The organism is Erythrobacter sp. HA7-11, assembly GCF_055693605.1.
Genome location: NZ_JBVFUF010000002.1, coordinates 295,531 through 316,034, shown reverse-complemented (window position 1 = coordinate 316,034; position 20,504 = coordinate 295,531). Strand labels below are relative to the sequence as shown.

The following is a 20,504-nucleotide window of genomic DNA, read 5'->3' as shown; positions in this document are numbered from 1 at the left end:
CAAATGCGCGGCCCCAAAAAACTTGGAGCATTGAAAATGCACATTCCGCTTTCATCATATGGATCGATCCTCGCGATCTCCATCGCCGGTCTGGCCGCTGGAGTCCCAACTCAGGCCATGGCCCAAACAATTGAGCCGGAGGACGTGCTCAGCACCGACGAGGAAATCGTCGACCCTGCCGCAAGCGAACAGGGCGAAGCGTCCGAACTCGAATCCTTACGCCAGCAGGTGCGCGACCTCGAAGAACGCGAAGCCGACGCGCGGCGAACGGTCGAGGCGCTCGAGGCGCGGCTGCTGCGTCTGGAACAGATCGGCGCGTCTCCCATCTCTTCGGAGGACGCATCGAACATACGCGGCCGCTACATCGGCCAGCAGAATTTCGCGCAACCTTCCGATCCGACTTTCGGCGGATTTCCCGTCACCAGCGCGCCGCGTCCACAGCAAATGGTTGCAATCCAGGCTGCGCAGGACTCAGCGGCTGGCGAGGTTTCAGGCGGTGATCGAAAAGCGCCCGCGCCGACGGCAGCTCAGGAGGATGTGACCGAACAGCAGCAAGGGACGTTCGGGCGCAGGCTCAGTTTTGAACTGGGCGCATCCTACACCCATTTCGACAACGCGCGGATCAACCTCGACGGATTTCTGGCGCTCGATGCGATCTTCCTTGGAACGATCAGCATTGACCGGATTAACGCGGACATTTTCACGCTTGAGCCCTCTGTCGACATTGGCCTCAGCGATCGCCTGTTCATCGATGCAACCGTGCCTCTCTTGTCACGCACGTCGAACTTCCAGTCCGGTGGCGCGGGTGGGTCCGCTGCTGGGCTGGTTGAACGGACCGTCCACGGGACCGGTCTCGGCGACGTCAGCGTCGGCGCGAGCTACCGCCTGTTCGCCGAGACGGTGAAACTGCCCGATGTCGTCCTTAATGCACGGGTCAAATTTCCGACCGGTCGCCATCCCTTCGGCATTGAATTTGTCGAAGTGCAGGGCAGCGAAGGCAATCTCCAAATCCCCGAACGGCTGTCTTTCGGCACCGGCGTGTATGGGGCGTCGATCGGTTGGTCGATGTTGAAGACCCTCGATCCGATGATCGTCTTTGGCAGCGCGACCTACTTCCATAATTTCAAGCGCGAGTTCGACGACATAAACGAGAACCCGGGTGATCAGCCGGGCATGGTGAAGATCGGCGACGCATTCCAGTTCGGTGGCGGCCTGGCCTTTGCGCTTAATGACAAATCGAGCATCTCGATGTCGTACACTCAGCGCATCGTCGAGCGTACGCGCTTGGCACCTGAAGGACTGGACAGTCGCGTCGTGGTGGGAAGCCAGGCCAATGTCGCTTTGATGAATTTCGGCGCGACATTCTCCTTGGGAGAGAACATCGCGCTGGTCTCGAACATTGGCATTGGCCTCACCAATGACAGCCCAGATATGGCGCTTAGCCTGCGGATTCCCTATCGCTTCTAGCGATTAGGCTTGAGGACATGGCTTCTTGGCATTCGGGCCTTGCGGTTTTCGCAATTTTGCTCGACATGCCAAGGCCATGAGCGATCCGCAGACCCATCATAAGACCCAGCTGGAACAGATCAGCTTCCTTGCGCTGGTCGCGGCGGTCTCGATACTGCTCGGCGTCATTGTCTGGCCGTTTTTCCAGCCGCTATTATGGGCCGCGCTGGCTGCGGTAATGTTCCGCCCGCTCTATCGCTGGATGCTGGTTCAGGTCCGCGGACGGATGAATGCGGCGGCTGGCATCACGTTGCTGATTATCTTTTTCGCGGTTTTGTTGCCGGCGCTTTTCATCGGCAGCCTTGTCATTGACGAGGCGCTTAGCGTGGTAAACGCCTTCCAGCGCGGCGAGTTCAGCATCGTAGGCTGGTTCAATACGATTTATTCCGCATTGCCGGATTCGATCCGCAACTCGCTTGAAACGTCAGGCTGGGGCAATCTGTCGCAGATCCAGGCGCGGGTCCGCGGCCTCTTTACCGAAAGCGCCGGGATCATCGCTCAGCAAGCCGTGGCCGTGGGCAGCGGCGCGCTCGGCTTTTTCCTGTCGTTCAGTGTTGGACTTTACATCAGCTACTTCCTGCTGCGCGACGGCAAGCGGGTGAGCGAGACAATACTTTCCAGCCTGCCGCTGGAGCGCGTCATCGCTGACCGTCTTGCGGAGCGCTTCCTTTCGATTGTCCGCGCCACGATCAAAGGCTCGCTGGTTGTCGGGCTAGTGCAAGGGGCGCTGGGCGCGGCGACTTTCTGGATTGCAGGCATTCCATCAGCGATCCTGTTCGGTGTGGTGATGGCGATCCTCTCGCTGATCCCGGCCGTCGGCACAGCGCTCGTCTGGCTGCCCGCAGCGCTGTACCTGCTAGCGATTGGCGAAATCTGGCAGGGCCTGTTTGTGCTGACCTCCGGCACTGTCATTATCGGAATGGCAGACAATGTACTGCGCCCGATCCTGGTGGGGCGCGACACGGGTATTCCGGATTGGATTATCTTGGTTACGACCCTTGGCGGGATCGCTTTCGCCGGGTTTTCTGGCATTGTGCTGGGGCCACTCGTCGCGGGTCTTTTCCTCGCCAGCTGGTCGATCTTGCAAGAGCAGCGCGCAGAAGGCGAAGCGGACATACCGCACACCACGGTACCGATTACTGACGCGTCAAAGAGATTGAATTGGCAGGCCGTCTATCCCATTTGGTATGGGTGGAGACGCTTTCGTGGTGATTGTTCCGGCCACAATTGTTCGGGTCAAGAAGCGAGCGAAAAGGAAAAACGGTGCTATTGATCGAGCGAGCGACGATGCCCCTGGCAATTTGGGCTGAGCCAGCCTCATGATGTCGGTTGTTGAACCGGGTAGCCAGGCCGAACAGGTTGGACGATTGGTGCTCGCGGTGGTGGTTGTGCTCGCTTTGCCTGCCCTGCCGTTTGGCAACTATCTAATCTACCCATTTGCGATCCTCACCACCTGGTTCCACGAGATGGGACACGGGGTCAGTGCCATCCTAATGGGGCAGAGCTTTGAGCAACTACTGATCTTTGCCGACGGATCGGGCGTCGCCGAAAGCCGATTGGACAATGATGCGGGCGCGGTTACCAATGCTGTGATCGCAGCGGGCGGTCCGCTTGCGCCGAGTGTCGCGGGCGCGTTGCTGATAATAGCCAGTGCCAAGCAGAAATTCTGGCGTCCGACTTTGGTGGCGCTCGCGCTTATCATCGCAGGCTCAACCTTGTTCTATGTCCGCTCGGGCGTAGGGCTTGCCATGCTGCCACTGGTGGCCGCGCTAATCGGTCTGATCGCCTGGCGCGCGCCGGATGGATTTGCGCGCTTCACGCTGCAGTTCTTGGGCGTCCTGTCCGCTATGAGCATGCTGCGCGATTTCAACTACCTCTTTACCGAACGCGCTGTGATCGGCGGGCAGTCCATGCTGTCTGACACCGGCGCGATTGAAGAGGCGCTGTTCCTGCCCCACTGGTTTTGGGCGATCGTGCTGATCACGACTTCAGCTGTGATGATTGGCGCGAGTCTCAAATTCGCGCTGTCCGATCAATCGAACCGTCGGCGCCGGCCAAAGCTGCGCAAACCCGATAATGTCCTGCAATTCCGCGATAGACGGGACTAGGGCGCGCTAGCCTTTATCCGGCGATGCGGATCGTGTTGACGCCCTTCGCTGCGTCGCCAGCCTCACCAGACAGGCCGATAAACATCGTATCGACAATCCTCGCGAGCTTCTCTTCGGTCAGCTTGTCGCCCAGGTAGATCAGCGAATCTGGCAAAGTGTAATTCGACACGATCTGATTGATCAGCGAAAGCGCCTCATCAATCTCAAGTCCGGCAAAATGCCCCTCGGCCTGCGCCTCTGCGATCAGCTCGCACAAATAGTGATCGGCCAGGTCGACATAGCTGCGGACCTTCTCAAACTGCGCCGCGCCCATTTCGCAAATGATCGCGAAGAATGCCGGATCGGCATTGTAGCGGTCGCGCGAGATCACGAAGCGGCGGCGGAAGAATTCATACATCTTTCGATTGGGCGGAAGGTCGGATTGGAGCACCTCTTCCATTGCCTGCATATGCGGGGCGAGCCACAAAGCCGCGACCGCATCAAACACGTCATCTTCGTCTTGGAAAATCTGCTCAAACCGCGCGCGAGGCAATCCGCTTTCGGTGATCAGTGTCGCGTGAGACACCTCGGACCCGCGCGCATCAACGAGATCGAGCACCAATTGTGCGATCCGGTTGCGTTCTGCGATACGGGCTTCCTCACTCAATGGCATCGCGCTGATCCTCCTGGCCTTGCAAGGCCATGTAGGGAGGCGCGCAGGTGTATTGAACCCCTAACTCGCCTTTTTGCGACGGGACATTGCGGCATAACGCAAGTGGATTAGAATTCGTTCTTTCCCGCGATGATATCGCGCGCCTGCTGCTCGAGCACTTTGTAGCGGTCGAGGTCCGGTATCTTGGAGCGGAACCACTCCGCGATTTTGAGCAAATCCTCACCGTAATTGCCGCTCGGCATCATCGGCGGGCTAAACCCGATATTATTCTTTTCGTTGTCGGCATAGGCCAGTACGATCGGTACGCCTGCTGCCTGCGCGATGCGGTAAAAACCCGATTTCCACTGGCCGTCTGAAGAGCGGGTACCCTCGGTCGCGATCACCAGATTGAGCTCGGTGCGCCGGTCGAATTCTGCCTTCATTTGCTCGACAATACCGCCCGGCGCGCTCCGGTCGACCGATATGCCGCCCATATCGAGCATGAAATTCTTCATGATTCCCTGAAACAGAGTATGCTTGCCCATGAAGTTGGGTTGGATTTTTTCTGCTTTGGTTGCTCCGGCGAAAAACACAAAGTCCCAATTGGAGCTGTGCGGTGCACCCGCAATGACGCACTTCTTCACCCCTTCGGGAAAGCGTTCCTCGATCGACCAACTCTTCCACTTCCAGAAGAAAAGGATAATCCGGTTCACGATCCGCGACAGCAGCCCGACGTTGCGAGTTTCGTTATGTTTCAAGTTCGCTCTCTCCGTCGCGCTATTTGCGGCCTTGCAGAGAGTTACGCAAGGGGAGGGGTGTGAGTTTCACTACATCCTGAACACGCCGAACGCAGGCCGCTCGGGGATGGGCGCTTCGAGCGTCGCGGCGAAAGCCAGCCCGAGCACGTCCCTCGTCTGCACCGGGTCGATCACGCCGTCATCCCACAGCCGCGCGGTGGCGTAATAGGGGTTGCCTTCGTCCTCATATTTTTGGCGGATCGGAGCCTTGAATTCTTCAGCCTGCTCCTCGCTCCAGCTCTCGGCATCGCGGTGGACAGTTGCGAGCACGCTTGCGGCCTGTTCGCCGCCCATCACGCTGATGCGAGCATTGGGCCATGTGAACAGGAAGCGCGGGGAATAGGCGCGGCCCGCCATGCCGTAATTGCCCGCGCCAAAGCTGCCGCCGATCACCACGGTGATCTTGGGCACGGTGGCGGTGGCGACGGCGGTGACGAGCTTTGCGCCGTGCTTGGCAATGCCTTCCGCCTCGTATTTCCCGCCGACCATAAAGCCGGAGATGTTCTGCAGGAACAGCAGCGGAATGCGACGCTGGCAGGCGAGCTCGATGAAATGCGCGCCTTTCTGTGCGCTTTCGGAAAACAGCACGCCGTTATTGGCGAGGATCGCGACCGGCATTCCCCAGATATGCGCAAACCCGCAGACCAGCGTGGAGCCGTAATGCTGCTTGAACTCGTGGAACTCGCTGCCATCGACGAGGCGTGCGATCACTTCCTTCACGTCGTAAGGCGCGCGGACATCATCGGGGATGATCGAGTAAAGATCGTCCGCATCGAATTTCGGCGGGCGCGGGTCGTGCAGGTCGATGTCCTTCGCCGCCGCATGGTTGTCGCCGAGATGGCTGACGATATCGCGCACGATGGTGAGCGCGTGCTCGTCGTTTTCGGCGAGATGGTCGACCACGCCCGATTTTTTCGCGTGGAGGTCGCCGCCGCCAAGGTCCTCGGCGCTGATTTCCTCGCCCGTCGCGGCTTTCACCAGCGGAGGACCGGCGAGGAAGATCGTGCCCTGGTTGCGCACGATCACCGTCTCGTCGGACATGGCGGGCACATAGGCCCCGCCCGCGGTGCAGCTACCCATGACGCAGGCGATTTGCGGGATACCGAGCGCGCTCATGTTGGCCTGGTTGAAGAAGATGCGGCCAAAGTGATCGCGGTCGGGAAAGACCTCGGCCTGGTGCGGGAGGTTCGCCCCGCCTGAATCGACGAGGTAAATGCACGGCAGCCGGTTCTCCTGCGCAATTTCCTGAGCGCGTAGGTGCTTCTTGACCGTCATCGGATAATAGGTGCCGCCCTTCACGGTCGCATCGTTGCACACGATCATCACCTGACGGCCCGAGACGCGCCCGATCCCGCAGATCAGCGACGCGCCGTTGATATCGCCTTCATACATGCCGTTCGCCGCAAGCTGGCCAATTTCAAGAAAGGGCGAGCCTGGGTCGAGCAACCGCTCCACCCGCTCACGGGGCAGGACCTTACCGCGCGAAACATGCCGCTCACGCGAGCGTTCAGGGCCGCCAAGAGCGGCTTCGGCTACAGTGGAGCGCAAATCATCGGCCAGCGCCTTGTTGAGCGCAAACCGCGCCTTCGCATCGGGAGCCTCGCGGTCCAGTTTGGAGGTGAGTACGGGTGCGGTCATAATTTTAGTCCGGCCAAGATAAGAACACCAATGGCGGCGGCGAAGTAGCCACCCGACTTCTTTCCCTTCTGGACGAAGAAGTCAGCCAGGGCGAAGAGGATAAAAAAGCTGCCTAGAGTGCCTTCAATCCAAATCGGTGTTGAAGGGATCGATAAAATGATCGCAGAAAGAACAAGAAAGCCGACCATTCCGGTGTAAACTGCTGCATGTCCATCATCGGTCAGGTTATTCAGTCCTTCATTTCGTTGATACCTCAGAACGCGAAGGGCATTCGCGCGACCACCGAGACGAAAGTGCCAGATGAACATGATGCTAATCAGCACTATTGCAGCAATGTGAAGGATCACCCAGCCGCTCCGATCAGCTCGCGACCAATCAGCATCCGGCGGATCTCGTTCGTCCCCGCGCCGATGTCGAGCAGCTTCGCATCGCGCATGTAACGCTCGACCGGCCAGTCGAGCGTGTAGCCCGCGCCGCCCAGTGCCTGCACTGACTCTGCCGCCACGCGGAAGGCGTTTTCGCTCGACAGCAGGATCACGCCCGCCGCATCGAAGCGCGTCGTCTGCCCCGCATCGCACGCCTTCGCCACCGCATAGGTGTAAGCGCGCGCGGATTGCAGCGCGACATACATGTCGGCGACCTTGGCCTGCATCAGCTGGAAGCTGCCAATCGGCTTTCCGAACTGCTTGCGCTCGCGCAGGTAAGGAATGACGGTGTCGAGACACGCCTGCATGATGCCGAGCTGCAAGCCGGCGAGCACCACGCGCTCGTAATCGAGCCCACTCATCAGCACGCCGACGCCGCCATTGACCGGCCCCATCACACGGTCTTCGGGAATATGGCAATCGTCGAACACCAGCTCCGCTGTGGGCGAGCCGCGCATGCCGACTTTCTCGATCTTCTGGCCGATGGAGAAGCCTTCATCACCCTTCTCGATCAGGAAAGCGGTTATCCCGCGCGAACCCGCATTGCCGTCGGTCTTGGCATAGACGACGAGTGTGTCGGCATAAGTCGCGTTGGTGATCCAGAACTTGGTGCCATTAAGCACATATCCGCCCTGCACCGCCTCGGCCTTCAGCTTCATCGAGACAACGTCCGACCCCGCGCTGGCTTCGCTCATGGCAAGGCTGCCGACATGCTCGCCTGAGATCAGACCGGGCAGATATTTGGCCTTCTGCTCGTCATTCCCCCACCGGCGGATCTGGTTGAGGCACAGGTTCGAATGCGCGCCGTAGGAAAGGCCGAGCGAGGCGCTTGCGCGGCTCACTTCCTCAACCGCGATCACATGTTCGAGATAGCCGAGCCCAAGCCCGCCATCCTCTTCCTCAACCGTAATTCCGTGCAGACCCAGCTCGCCCATTTGCTGCCATAGCTCATCGCGCGGAAAGTAGTCCTCGCGGTCGATTTTCTCTGCCAACGGGGCGATTTGCTCATCGGCAAACCGGCTCACGCTGTCGCGGATCATCTCAGCGCTTTCGCCAAGCTGAAAATCGAATTCGGGGGTCGCGCGCATTTATTCCAGTCCTTTGAAACAATCGTGTTTTGTAGCCTCATATCAGCGCAGCCGCCTCGCGCAAACAGCAGAAACGAGGCCCACTTGCCCAGCGCGATAGCTGAATTTGTGCTTACCACGCTTTCATGTATGAGCGCTCGTGAAAGGAAGCTGTGCTGAGACTCGTTGATCTGCCTCCCTGGCCTGGTGATCAGGCACCCGCGAAGGAGTTTTGCGAGGAAAGCAATCGCTTGCGGGTGCTTGCGAGCTTCGATGCCGATGGTCTTGACGGCGATCCGGAATTGGCGCGGCTTGCGCGGTTTGCGGCGCGGCTCTGCAACGCTCCTTCCGCGGCAATCAGCTTGGTGGAGGAAGAACGGCAGCGCTTCATCGCAGGCGAGGGACTGGAGCAATCCGAAACGCCGCGTTCGACCAGCTTTTGCGCACATGCAATGCTCGGCAGCTCGATATTCGAAGTGCTCGACGCATCGCAGGATGACAGGTTTGCGGATTTCGCGTTGGTGCGAGGTGATGCGCATCTGCGTTATTATGTGGGCGCACCGCTGATTTCTTCGGAGGGTGCACCGCTGGGTGCGCTTTGCATTATCGATACGGAGGCCCGCACAAAGGGATTGGATGAGCTGCAACGCGAGGGGCTGCTGGTGCTCGCCGAGGCGGTGAAACGCCGGCTGGAGTCACATCGGCAATCGCACTTGGCCGTGTTCGAACTCAAGGAAAGCGCAGAGCGGCTTCAATTCATGCTCGACAGCGTTCCCGACATCGCATGGTCGGCGGCGCCCGGACCCATTTTCGATAATTTCAACGCGCGCTTTACCGAGGTCACTGGTAATTCCCCACCGCGCAGCATCGATGATTGGCGAGCCTTCATCCACCCGGATGATTTTGAACTCTCGGTACAGAAATTCGGGCACGCCCTGCAAACCGCGACGATGTTCGAGGATGAGTGGCGGCTGCGTGTTGCAGACGGTTCGTATCGCTACATCGTCTCGCGCGCTGTCCCTTCGAGTGACGATCCTGAAACAGCGCGCTGGTTCGGCACGATCACCGACATTGATGAGCAATATCGCCTGTCGCAAGAGCGCGAATTGCTGGCGGGCGAACTGGCGCACCGGATCAAAAATATCTTCTCGGTCATCACCGGACTGATCTCGCTGCGCTCTCGCGGCGATGATAAGACGAGGGAATTCGGTGAAGCGATCATAGCCAATATCCGGGCGCTTTCGCGAGCGCAGGAATATGCCCTGCCGGGATCAAACCGTTCGAGCGAAGATCTGAAGGACCTGCTGCGCATCATGCTGGAGCCCTATGGCGCGGACGGATCGGGCAGGGTGAATATCGATGGTGAGGCAGTGCGATTTGGCACGCGCGCGGCCACGCCTCTAGCGCTTGTATTCCATGAGCTTGCAACCAATGCCGCCAAATATGGTGCGCTCAGCACTGCAAAGGGCACAGTCGCGGTAACGGTCCAAGCGCAAGGCGACACGATCACATTTCGCTGGACCGAACGTGGTGGCCCCGAAGTAACTGAACCCGATAATACCGGCTTTGGATCACGGCTCATATCCATGGCGGTCGATCATCAGCTCGGCGGCTCAATTGAACGCGAATGGCACGAGGACGGTCTTGCCGTCACGATTACGGTATCGCGCGAACGCTTGGCGCAGTAAGGCTTCAAGGAATGAAACACTTCAGGCTTTCGATATCTTTCATTGCGCCGCTTATGCTTGCGGGCCTCGCCGGATGTACTGCCCCCGAAGAGAGCGGAGACGCAACCGAGGCGCCAGCGGAAGACGCCAGCGCCACCGGGTCCGAATCTGGCGGTGAGGCGAGCATTATCCCAATGGCCGAGACCGGTTGGCTGACAGTTGGCGAGGATGGAGCGGTCTTCACCACGTTCCTAGATGCAGGTGGCACCTATCGCGACTTCCGCAATGGCTCGCCGTGGCAAACCGGTACGTGGCAACGCCGCGAGGACGGGCGGCTATGCTTTGTGCCGGACGCCGCAGATCGGGTCGGTGGTTGCTGGACGACTGGCGAGCTCTCCGAGGACGGCACGATGAAAGCGACCAATCAGGACGATAAGGCAATTGAGCTGAAGCGGGTGACCTATCTCGCCCCGGAAGCCGCCGAATCTGATAACGAGCAGGCGGCGCAAGCCAGCGAAGAGAGCTGAGCCCATCTATTCTGATCCGTTGCTTTCTTTTGAGAACGTCACTCGCCATTACGGAGACGTGATCGCGGTCGGCGGCGTGAGCTGCGAGATCGCGAAAGGCAGCTTTGTCGCGCTGGTTGGCGCAAGCGGATCGGGCAAATCAACGCTCCTCAAAATGGTCAACACGCTGGAACAGCCAGGTTCTGGCCGTGTGCTGTTTGGCGGCGAGGATGTCAGCCAGCAATCGCCCGCTACACTGCGTCGCCGCATCGGCTATGTCTTTCAAGGCATTGGCCTGTTCCCGCATATGAGCGTGGCCGAGAATATCGGCATTGGCCCGCGCCTTTCTGGCGAGAGCTTGAGCGTCGCGCGCATCACAGAACTGCTCGAATTGGTTGAGCTTGAAGGCGAGATGGTTTCGCGCATGACCGACGAACTGTCCGGCGGGCAGCGTCAGCGCGTTGGTGTCGCCCGCGCGCTCGCGAACGAACCGGAACTGCTTTTAATGGATGAACCGTTTGGTGCGCTCGATCCCATCACTCGCGATGCGCTTGGTGAGAAGGTGCGCGAGTTGCACGAACGGCTCGGCCTCACCACGATCATGGTCACGCATGACATGGCAGAGGCGCTGCTGCTCGCCGACCGCGTGTTGGTGATGGATGCAGGCTCGATTGTCGCCGATTGCACCCCGCAAGAATTGCTCGCCGGCGAAGGCGGGGAAATCGCACAGGGCCTTGTTTCCGTGCCGCGACAACAGGCAGAAAAGCTCGCCGCGATGGAGCGGGAATGAGCGACTTTGGCGCCATCCTGCTAGGCCTTGGCGACAAGCTCGCAGCCCACGTGGTCCTCGCGGCGAGCGCTATCGGCCTGGGCATAGCGGTTGCGCTGCCGCTCGCTGTCTGGGCCAGTCGTTCGCAATCTGTCGCCCGGGTAGCGCTCGGCTTTGCCAGTCTGGTGCAGACCATCCCCGCGCTTGCCTTGCTCGCGCTGTTCTTCCCGATCCTGCTGAGCCTGCGCGCGGTCTTTGGTGAGGGCCTGCCAACGCTCGGCTTTTTGCCGGCCCTGCTCGCACTCGCGCTTTATGCGCTGCTACCGATCCTGCGCAATGCCGTCACCGCGCAGGCCAATCTCGACCCCGGCGTGCTCGAAGCCGCTGACGGTGTCGGCATGACCAAATGGCAGAAATTGCGGCTGGTCGAAGCGCCCTTGTCAGCCCCCTTCATCATGGCGGGCATTCGCACCGCGAGCGTCTGGACCATCGGCGCGGCGACACTTTCAACCACAATCGGGCAGCCGAGCCTTGGCGATCCGATCTTTGCTGGATTGCAAACGCAGAACTGGGCGCTGGTGCTGGCCGGATGCCTTGCGAGCGCGGCGCTGGCGCTGGTGGCAGACGCGCTGCTTGGCCTGATCGAGCGCGGGCTTGCGAACCGCAAAAACTGGCAATGGGGCGCAGGGCTTGCGGCGGTGGCACTCGGCGTTAGCGCGGCGCTGTTCTCGCAGGTTGCAGACGCAAATGACGATGATCGCATCGTTATCGGGGCCAAAGGTTTCTCAGAACAATTCATCCTCGCGCGCCTTATCGGATCGCAGCTTGAGGCGGCGGGCTACGCGGTCGAATATCGCGACGGCCTGGGTTCTGCCGTGGCGCATAGCGCAGTGACCAGCGGCGAGATCGACATCCTCGCCGACTACACCGGCACGATCTGGGCCAATCAGATGAAGCGCGAGGATAATGTGCCGCGCGATCAGATGATTGAGGCAATCACCGCTTGGGAAGAGGAAACCAGCCAGACCTTGGTACTCGGGCGACTAGGCTTCGAGAACGCCTATGGCCTCGCCGTGACGCAAGAGACCGCTGCTCAATTCGATTTGCGCGCCATTGCTGATCTAGCCTCGGTCGCGCCGCAAATGAGCATCGGCGGTGATCCCGAATTCTTCGAGCGACCCGAATGGATCGCGGTGCGCGACACCTACGGATTGCGCTTTGGCGAGACGCGCAATTTCTCGCCGACCTTCATGTACAACGCGCTGAAATCAGACGAGGCACAGGTCATCGGCGCCTATACGTCCGATGGCAGGATCGCTGCCGACAATCTGGTCATCCTCGAAGATCCGCGCGGAGCCTTTCCCAACTACGACGCCATCCTGCTGGTCAGCCCGGAACGCCGCGACGACGGCGAATTGATCGCGGCGCTCCGTCCGCTAATCGGCGCGATCAATGTCGAGCAGATGCGCAAAGCCAATTACGCAGTGGACCGCGAGGGTGAAGGCAAGCTCAGCCCCAAAGATGCCGCGTCGCAATTGGCCGAGGCCATCGGCCTCGCAGACTAGCTAGCCGAAGCCGCCTGCCTGCCTCGGCCAGTTACCTCCGCTGAGGCCCATAACCTTGAACAGGTCGCCCATCTGCTCCGGCTTCACAAGCCGGTCGTGTTGCCGCTTTAGCTTCTCGGCATTCTCGGGCGAGGCCTGCTGTAAAGCCTCCAATCGCGCGTCGATCCCGAGCATTTGCAGCCAGCGCCCTTGCTGGGTCACGCCTAAGACTCGCGCGCCATTTCGCTGGGCGACATCGCTCAGGGTTGCAAAGTCGACATGCGCAGTGAGGTCAATCTCGCCAGGGCGACTGAACACATCGACCTTACTGTGCGCGCGCACCGCTTGCAGAGTTGATCCGGGCACCAGCGCGCGCGTGCCATAATCGATGACGAGGCCTACACCGCCCTGCTGCGACAGCCTGCTGGCAATTTCGCCCATCACGGTCGATGCTGCGGGGCAGGTTTCAATGATGGCGCCGGGATCGGCCGCGCGCCATTCTTCGGGCACGGCCTTATCCATCGGTTTGTCGCCGGAGACGAACACCATCCGCTCGTCATCAAGCCCGACCATACGTTCGCGCCACCCCGCCTCAGTCCGGACCAGCTGCCGGATTGGCAACGCGTCAAAGAATTCATTGGCAACGAGCAGGATCGGCGCATCATCGGGCAGGGTCGCAAGGTCATCGTGATGCACCACACCTGGCATAGTCCCGCTTTGAAGCGCGCGCAGGCTGGCTGACCCTTCGACGAAATGCACTTGCGGGTCCAAACCGAACCGCGCCGCGGTGCGCAAGGCATCGCTTGCCAAAGTTCCGCGTCCAGGCCCAAGCTCGACATAATGCACATGCGCAGGCCCGCCCATCTTCGCCCACATATCAGCCAGCCATAGGCCGATCAGCTCTCCGAACATCTGGCTGATCTCGGGCGCAGTGATGAAGTCCCCGCTCGCTCCCAACGGATCGCGGCTGGTGTAATAGCGCGCATTGCTCTCGCCCATATATTGCGCGAGCGTTATCGGCCCGGTCTCGCGGATCAGGCGGCGGAACATTTGGCTGAGATCCTGCTCGGGAGCGGCCATTTCAGATCAGGCGGATGCGGTTATGCTTCCGCTGCCACCGGTTCCGATCGGCTTGCGCATCACCGCAATCGCGGTGACGATCAGTCCGAAGATGATGACCGGGATCGTCAGCCATTGCCCTTGGGAAAGGCCGGTTTCGACGACGCGGTGCGCGAGCTCTGCATCCGGCTCGCGGAAGAACTCATTGATGAAACGCGCTGCGCCAATGCCAAGCAAAAAGACGCCTGACAGCAGGCCTTTACGATAGCGCGCGTCAGTCTTCCAGAACAACAGCAGCAAGATGATCAGCAGCAACAGCCCTTCAAGGCCTGCCTGATAAAGCTGGCTCGGGTGGCGGACGACATCGCCGCCGCCGGGAAAAACCATTCCCCATGAAACATCGGTCGGTCGGCCCCACAATTCGCCATTGTTGAAATTGGCCAGACGTCCAAGGAACATGCCCATCGGCACAGTGGTGCAGACGTAATCGGCGACCCGCACGAAATCGAGCTTGCCGCGCCAAGACACCCACAGCATCGCCGCGAGCACGCCGAGCAATCCGCCGTGGAAGCTCATCCCGCCATCCCACAGCCGCAGCAGGTTCCAACTGATGAAGCCATCTCCATCAAAGCTGGTGAACAGCGAGGGTTGGTAAAACGCGGCATAGCCAAGTCTAGTCGCCCAAAATCACGCCGAGCGTACAGTAGAAAAACAGATCATCGGCATGACGCTGAGCCATCGGAGCGCCCGGCTCCTTGAGCATTTTCGACACATGCCAATAGGCAAACAGCACGCCCAGCAGGTACGCTAGAGAATAGAATTTCAGCTCAAACCAACCGAGTTTGAAGAGGTTGGGACCCAGGCTCAGATTTTCCCAAAGGATTGGGTCAGCAGCGACGCTGGTAGCGAGTAGTGACAGCACGAAGCGAACCTCTTATCTAACTGCTGATTCGACAGGCGCGGCTTCGCCCGCCCTTTCGGCGTGGCTTTTGGCACAGCGAGCGAGCCGGGGAAACCCTCTCCGGTCCACATGCGTTAATGGTCACGATATCAAAATAAATGATGGCCGTACCGCGTCAACGAGCGATGGCTGATACGAATAGATAATTGGAGAGACCAAGGCATGCCCACACAGCTCGACATAGCGCTGGAAAACATCATCGGCGAACTGACGAAGGAAGGGCAGCCTTTCGCCATCGTTCCTTTCGAACGCGACGGCGTGGAAATGCCCGCTTTTGCAGGCGCGCCGCCAACGCTCGCGCATTATTTCGCGCATTTCTGCAATGAGCATAAGGATCTCGAATTTCTGGTCGATGGCGATATCCGCTTGACCTTTGGCGAGTGCTGGCATGCGGCGACCCATGTCGCGCACGGACTTGCGACGATGCACGATGTGAAGAAGGGCGACCGCATCGGCATCGCCGCGCGCAACTCGGCCAATTGGATGATCGCCTATATGGGCATCGTAATGGCAGGCGGCTGCGCGACCTTGCTCAATGGCTTTTGGTCGGGCGACGAGCTCGCATACGGCATTCGCCTAGCTGAGTGTAAAGCGGTGCTGATCGACGCGGGCCGGGAAAAGCGGCTTGAGGGAACCGATCACTCCGCCAAGCTCATTCCAATGGAGCATGATTGCGCGCCGTCCGAAGGTTTGAAAGAGGCGTGGGCGGAAGGTCCAACCGCGATGGCGATGCTCGCTGAGCTCGGCGCGGATGACCTCGCGACCATCCTTTACACCTCTGGTTCAACCGGGAATTCAAAGGCGGCCTATTCTGATCACCGCGGCGTTGTCAGCGGAACGATGAACTATGTCGCGCAAAGCGCGATGGCTAAGATCCTGCTCGAAAGCCGGGGCGAGGAACTTGCGGCACAGCCCTGCGCGCTGATCGCGGTGCCGCTGTTCCACGTGACCGGCGAAGTGCCGCTGTTCCTTCAGTCATACGCCATTGCGCGCAAGCTCGTGCTGATGCCGAAATGGAATGCGGAAGACGCGCTGCGACTGATGGACAAGGAAAAGGTCACTTACTTCGTTGGCGTTCCGCTGATGAGCTATGAGATCGCGACCCACCCGAACCGCGATCAATACGATCTGACCGCCTGCAAGAGTTTTGCCGCTGGCGGCGCCCCGCGACCGGTCGAGCACGTCAACAAGATCAAAGAGGCGTTCCCGGGCGGTTTCCCGCTGCTTGGTTATGGCCTGACCGAAACCAACGCGGTTGGCTGCGGCAATTTCAACGAGAATTATCTCGCCAAGCCTGGCTCAACCGGAAAGGCGAGCCTCCCGCTGGTCGATCTGCGCATCCTCAACGATGCCGGCGACGAATTGCCGCAGGGTGATGTCGGCGAGGTTTGCATGCGTACCGTCGCCAATTTCCGCGGCTATTGGAAGAATGACGAAGCAACCGCAGCAGCCTTTACCGACGATCAGTTCTTCCGCACTGGCGACCTCGGCTATCTCGATGAAGACGGCTATCTCTTCATCGTCGACCGCAAGAAAGACATCATCATTCGCGGCGGTGAAAACATCACCTGTATCGAGGTCGAAGACGCAATCTACTCGAACAGCGACATCGCCGAGTGCTCCGTGTTCGGCCTTCCAGATGAGCGTATGGGCGAAGTGCCCGCCGCCGTGTTTCGCGTGAAGGACGGCGCGAGCATGGATGCAGCCGCTCTGCGCGAATATCTGCTCAGCCGGATCGCGCCGTTCAAGGTGCCATTGGAAGAGCATATGTTCATCGAGACGGCCCCGCTGCCGCGCCTTGGCACTCAGAAGATCGACAAGAAGAGCCTGCGCGAGCAATACACTGCTCAAATGGAAAACGCGTGAAGCCTACGCGCGCGGCCTTGCTGACATGACGGCCAGTCCCGGCCCAGCCAGTGCGCCGCGCGTTCCGCGTCAGCGAGCGATTATTGATCGGCGCTTGCTCGCCGAACAAATCTCAGCGCTTGCCCAGGAGCAAGGTGAAAAGGCTCGCCCGGCGATTGTCGAAGCCTTGCGCGCTGCCCTCGATGCTGGACGCGCTGAATTATCCGAGCGGCTGAAGCAAAAGCCAGCGGCGGGCTATGAATGCGTCCACGGCCATTCTTTCCTGATCGATCAGCTGGTGCGCGTAATCCACGACTACGTCACCACCTATGTCTATCCGATCGCCAATCGCACCACTGCTGAGCGCCTCTCGATCCTGGCGGTGGGCGGATATGGCCGGGCGGAAATGGCCCCTCATTCCGACGTCGATATCGGCTTCATTACCCCGATGAAGCGCGCGCCGTGGTGCGAGCAGGTGATTGAAGCGATGCTTTATCTACTGTGGGATCTCGGCCTCAAGGTCGGCCATTCCAGCCGCACGATCAATGACACGCTGAGCATGGCGAAGGAAGACCTGACCATCCGGACAGCCTTGCTCGAAGGGCGCTTTGTGTGGGGCGATCAGGAACTGCATGACGAGCTGCGGGCGCGCTTCTGGAGCGAGGTTGTGCGCGGCAGCGAACGCCAATTCCTAACGCAAAAGCTTGCCGAGCGCGATGATCGGCATAAGCGCATGGGCGACAGCCGCTATGTCGTCGAGCCCAACATCAAGGATGGCAAAGGCGGCTTGCGCGATCTGCAAACGCTTTACTGGATCGGAAAGTACATCCACCGCGCCCGCAACGCCGCCGACCTCGTCGATGTCGGCCTGCTCACCGCTCAGGAATATCGCAGCTTTCGCCGCGCAGAAGGTTATTTGCTGGCGGTGCGCTGTCACATGCACGACATCACCGGGCGGGCCGAAGATCGTCTGACCTTCGATTTGCAGCGCCAAGTGGCCGAGCGGATGAACTTCGTCGACCGGCCCGGCAAAAGTGCGGTCGAGCGCTTCATGCAATTCTATTTCCTGCAGGCAAAGCGCGTCGGCAGTCTGACCGGAGTGTTCCTGGCGCATCTCGATGATACGCATGCCAAGAAGAAGGCGACCAGCGGATTTTTCGCCGGGTGGGGGCAAAAAGCGCGCACACTCAAAGGCTTCACCGTGTTCGGCGGAAAGATCAAGGCACCGACTGACAATTGGTTTCGCGATGATCCGGTGCGCCTCATTGAGCTGTTCCAGCTTGCCGAGGCGAACAGCCTTGAGGTCCATCCCTCGACGATGCGCCAGGCGGATCGTGACAGCCGGCTGATCGACAACCAGGTGCGCCAGGACAAGCGCGCTAACACGCTCTTCGTCGACCTGTTGAGCGGTCGCAATAATCCCGAAATGGTGCTGCGGTGGATGAACGAGGCGGGCGTTTTTGGCCGCTTCGTGCCCGATTTCGGACGGGTCAACGCGCAGATGCAATTCGACATGTATCACCACTATACGGTCGATGAGCATACGATCCGCGCAATTGGCTTGCTGACCCGGATTGAGAAAGGGGAGCTTAAGGCCGATCATCCGCGCGCAACCCGCTTGATCCACAAGCTAAAATCGCGCCGCGCGCTCTATGTCGCGGTGCTGCTACACGACATTGCCAAGGGTCGCGGCGGCGATCATTCGGTACTCGGCGCGGAGGTCGCGGAAGAATTGTGCCCGCGCTTTGGTTTGGATGAGGAAGAGACCGAGCTGGTTGCGTGGCTGGTGCTACAGCACCTCCTGATGAGTTCGACCGCGCAAAAACGCGACCTCACCGATCCGCAAACCATCGAGACTTTTGTTGCAGAGGTCCAAAGCCTTGAGCGGCTGCGCAACCTCGCCATCCTCACCGCCGTTGATATCCGAGCGGTCGGTCCTGGCACATGGAACAGTTGGAAAGGCCAATTGCTCGGCGAATTGTTCGATGCCGCGCAAGAGCGGCTGCGGCTTGGCCACATGCGACATGGCCGCAAAGAGCGTGTCGCTGCAAAAAAGGCGGCGGTCACCGAACTGCTCGGTGACAAATCAGCACTGGTCGAGGAAGTCGGCGAGCTGCTGGGCGATGCCTATTGGATTGCCGAGCCGGAAGATGTCATCGCGCTCAACCTCGTCCAGTATGAAACCGCACGAGCGCTCGAAGACCAGCTTTCGATCCACTGCGAGGTCTATGAACAACGCGGCGCGACCCTGGTCAGCGTTATCGCCGCCGATGATGCCGGCCTGTTTTATCGGATTGCGGGCGGCATCCATTTGGCCGGAGCGAACATCATCGATGCGCGCATTCACACCTCGCAAAGCGGCTATGCCGTCGACAACTTCCTCGTGCAGGACGCGCATGGCGAGGCCTTTAGCGAGGAAGCGCAGATCGCGCGGCTAAAGAAGTCGATCTCGGACGCGCTGACGGGCAAGACCGCGCTCGTGCCGAAGCTGGCCGCACGGCCGCTGCCGCACAGCCGGTCCAAGGCGTTTGACGTCGCGCCGCGTGTCGCCTTTGACAACGAGGCGTCCAACCGCTTCACCGTGATTGAGGTTAGCGCCCGCGACCGCCCTGCGCTGCTCAACAGGCTTGCTCACGCGCTCTATCAATCGAATCTGATCGTCCAGTCGGCGCATATCACGCAATATGGCGAGCGAGCGGTCGACAATTTCTACGTTACCGATCTGACCGGCAGCAAAGTGACAGCGAAGGATAGGCTCGATGAGATCCGTGCGAGCCTGATTGAAGTTGCGAGCGACAAAAAACAGCGGCAGTTGGAAGAGGCTTAGTCTTCGACTGAGACGACCAGCAACGCTATTTTTCGGTCGTCAAAGCCCACGAAAGCATACTCAATTTGCGCGTTCGTGATCGGGTTCCATAGCCCGTCATATCGGTTGCTGAGAATTGTGCGTCGTTCTGGCGCGAACGCGCTCAAGAAATCATTTGCACATTCCATTGCTGGTTTCGAACCGAGCCATTCTTTGCCGAATACCATATCCTTGGCGAGCGCATCGGCGATAATCTCGGCCGCTGACCTGCTGCCTGACGCGTCGGGCGCAGCATCAAGCAATTCCCAGTTGTGACCGATTGGCTTGAAGCCACGCGACCGAACGAACCTGTCAGCGATCACTTGCGGCGGATCAAAGCTCTCTTCTATTTTGGCACAAAGAAAGGTGAGCTTTGCTTGTGCCTCCAATGACGCGCGCCACTTAGCGATGAATTGGTTCAACTTTTCCAGCTCTACGCTCATCCCCGCGCGCCGAACAGAGCCGTGCCGACCCGCACATGGGTCGCGCCCAATTGCACGGCGGTCTCATAATCGCCGCTCATCCCCATACTCAGGCCCGTGAGGCCATTGTCATGGGCGAGCTTGTGAAGCAGCGCGAAGAACGGCGCGGGCTCGATATCGGCAGGCGGGAGGCACATCAGGCCCGCAATCGGAATGTCCGCCGCGCGGACCTGTTCGATAAAGCCTGGCAGATCGGCGATAGCGCAGCCGCCCTTTTGCTCTTCTTCACCAATATTGACCTGAATGAAGCACGGCACTTGGCGATCCAGCTTGACCATCGCCTTCGCCAGCGCCTTCGAAAGGCTGGGCCGGTCAAGCCCATGGATACAGTCAAACAATTCGACCGCATCCTCGGCCTTGTTCGATTGCAATTGGCCAATCAAATGCAGTTCGACTTCGGGATAGTCCTCGCGCAATTGCGGCCATTTGCCCTGCGCTTCTTGGACGCGGTTCTCGCCGAACACGCGGTGCCCCTGCTCCAGCAGCGGCAGGATCCGCTCGGGCGGATGGGTCTTGCTGACCGCGATCAGCGTGACGTCCTCCGGCTCGCGCCGCGCGATCTTGCACATCTTGGCGATTTTGCCGCGCACCTCTTCGAGCGGATTGTCGGCCATTTCCATGTCGTTTTGTCCCATGGCTGCGCTATAGCGAGCC

General features: G+C 59.8%; 17 protein-coding genes and 1 pseudogene. 9 read left to right on the top strand and 9 right to left on the bottom strand.

The genetic code is table 11. The features are described 5' to 3' along the window. Positions 1-36: 36 nt before the first annotated feature. From ACZ1GU_RS01735 to ACZ1GU_RS01725, 3 genes are all read left to right on the top strand, one after another. Complete coding sequence (locus tag ACZ1GU_RS01735; RefSeq protein ID WP_472646411.1) at positions 37-1,467, top strand: transporter family protein; 1,431 nt, start codon at positions 37-39, stop codon at positions 1,465-1,467. A gap of 76 nt (positions 1,468-1,543) precedes the next feature. After that, complete coding sequence (locus ACZ1GU_RS01730; protein ID WP_472646410.1) at positions 1,544-2,779, top strand: AI-2E family transporter; 1,236 nt, start codon at positions 1,544-1,546, stop codon at positions 2,777-2,779. 46 nt (positions 2,780-2,825) lie between these two features. After that, complete coding sequence (locus tag ACZ1GU_RS01725; RefSeq protein WP_472646409.1) at positions 2,826-3,614, top strand: M50 family metallopeptidase; 789 nt, start codon at positions 2,826-2,828, stop codon at positions 3,612-3,614. A 13-nt stretch (positions 3,615-3,627) separates the two neighbouring features. Here the strand turns inward: ACZ1GU_RS01725 and ACZ1GU_RS01720 are convergent, their stop codons facing one another. From ACZ1GU_RS01720 to ACZ1GU_RS01700, 5 genes are all read right to left on the bottom strand, one after another. After that, the gene (locus ACZ1GU_RS01720) at positions 3,628-4,266 is read right to left on the bottom strand and encodes a hypothetical protein (RefSeq protein WP_472646408.1); all 639 of its coding nucleotides are present in this window, start codon (positions 4,264-4,266) and stop codon (positions 3,628-3,630) included. Positions 4,267-4,373: 107 nt separating this feature from the next. After that, a complete protein-coding gene (locus ACZ1GU_RS01715; RefSeq protein WP_472646407.1) occupies positions 4,374-5,003 on the bottom strand; it encodes a lysophospholipid acyltransferase family protein in 630 nt (209 codons plus the stop codon). A gap of 69 nt (positions 5,004-5,072) precedes the next feature. Next, a complete protein-coding gene (locus ACZ1GU_RS01710) occupies positions 5,073-6,680 on the bottom strand; it encodes a carboxyl transferase domain-containing protein (protein ID WP_472646406.1) in 1,608 nt (535 codons plus the stop codon). Then, complete coding sequence (locus ACZ1GU_RS01705; RefSeq protein ID WP_472646405.1) at positions 6,677-7,027, bottom strand: hypothetical protein; 351 nt, start codon at positions 7,025-7,027, stop codon at positions 6,677-6,679. The genes ACZ1GU_RS01710 and ACZ1GU_RS01705 overlap by 4 nt, the downstream gene beginning before the upstream one ends. Next, on the bottom strand, positions 7,024-8,193 hold the full coding sequence (locus ACZ1GU_RS01700; protein WP_472646404.1) for an isovaleryl-CoA dehydrogenase: 1,170 nt from the start codon (positions 8,191-8,193) through the stop codon (positions 7,024-7,026). Before ACZ1GU_RS01700 ends, ACZ1GU_RS01705 begins: the two co-directional genes overlap by 4 nt. Before the next feature lie 152 nt (positions 8,194-8,345). Here ACZ1GU_RS01700 and ACZ1GU_RS01695 point away from each other — a divergent pair, with 152 nt between their 5' ends. Genes ACZ1GU_RS01695 through ACZ1GU_RS01680 form a run of 4 tightly spaced genes read left to right on the top strand, consistent with a single transcriptional unit; the run spans position 8,346 to position 12,679 of the window. After that, positions 8,346-9,860, top strand: a complete 1,515-nt coding sequence (locus tag ACZ1GU_RS01695) for a sensor histidine kinase (RefSeq protein WP_472646403.1) — start codon at positions 8,346-8,348, stop codon at positions 9,858-9,860. An 11-nt stretch (positions 9,861-9,871) separates the two neighbouring features. Further along, positions 9,872-10,366, top strand: coding sequence for a hypothetical protein (locus tag ACZ1GU_RS01690; RefSeq protein ID WP_472646402.1), 495 nt, complete (start codon positions 9,872-9,874; stop codon positions 10,364-10,366). Between the two features lie 19 nt (positions 10,367-10,385). Next, entirely contained in the window at positions 10,386-11,135 is a 750-nt protein-coding gene (locus ACZ1GU_RS01685; RefSeq protein WP_472646401.1) for an ATP-binding cassette domain-containing protein, read from the top strand. After that, positions 11,132-12,679, top strand: a complete 1,548-nt coding sequence (locus tag ACZ1GU_RS01680; protein WP_472646400.1) for an ABC transporter permease/substrate-binding protein — start codon at positions 11,132-11,134, stop codon at positions 12,677-12,679. The genes ACZ1GU_RS01685 and ACZ1GU_RS01680 overlap by 4 nt, the downstream gene beginning before the upstream one ends. Here ACZ1GU_RS01680 and ACZ1GU_RS01675 read toward each other — a convergent pair whose 3' ends face one another. After that, positions 12,680-13,738 carry a class I SAM-dependent methyltransferase gene (locus ACZ1GU_RS01675; RefSeq protein WP_472646399.1) on the bottom strand — a complete coding sequence of 353 codons (1,059 nt, stop codon included), beginning with the start codon at positions 13,736-13,738 and terminating at the stop codon, positions 12,680-12,682. It lies immediately after the preceding gene. Between the two features lie 6 nt (positions 13,739-13,744). Beyond that, positions 13,745-14,639: pseudogene (lgt, locus tag ACZ1GU_RS01670) on the bottom strand (prolipoprotein diacylglyceryl transferase). Between the two features lie 201 nt (positions 14,640-14,840). On the opposite strand from lgt, the gene ACZ1GU_RS01665 reads away from it, so the two are divergent. Together ACZ1GU_RS01665 and ACZ1GU_RS01660 are read left to right on the top strand one after the other, a co-directional pair. Beyond that, a complete protein-coding gene (locus ACZ1GU_RS01665; protein ID WP_472646398.1) occupies positions 14,841-16,544 on the top strand; it encodes a class I adenylate-forming enzyme family protein in 1,704 nt (567 codons plus the stop codon). A 25-nt stretch (positions 16,545-16,569) separates the two neighbouring features. Beyond that, the gene (locus tag ACZ1GU_RS01660) at positions 16,570-19,350 is read left to right on the top strand and encodes a [protein-PII] uridylyltransferase (protein ID WP_472646397.1); all 2,781 of its coding nucleotides are present in this window, start codon (positions 16,570-16,572) and stop codon (positions 19,348-19,350) included. Here the strand turns inward: ACZ1GU_RS01660 and ACZ1GU_RS01655 are convergent. Together ACZ1GU_RS01655 and ACZ1GU_RS01650 are read right to left on the bottom strand one after the other, a co-directional pair. Continuing rightward, positions 19,347-19,811, bottom strand: a complete 465-nt coding sequence (locus tag ACZ1GU_RS01655; protein ID WP_472646396.1) for a hypothetical protein — start codon at positions 19,809-19,811, stop codon at positions 19,347-19,349. The genes ACZ1GU_RS01660 and ACZ1GU_RS01655 overlap by 4 nt on opposite strands. Further along, positions 19,808-20,470, bottom strand: a complete 663-nt coding sequence (locus tag ACZ1GU_RS01650; RefSeq protein ID WP_472648677.1) for a YggS family pyridoxal phosphate-dependent enzyme — start codon at positions 20,468-20,470, stop codon at positions 19,808-19,810. The genes ACZ1GU_RS01655 and ACZ1GU_RS01650 overlap by 4 nt, the downstream gene beginning before the upstream one ends. Between the last annotated feature and the right edge of the window lie 34 nt (positions 20,471-20,504).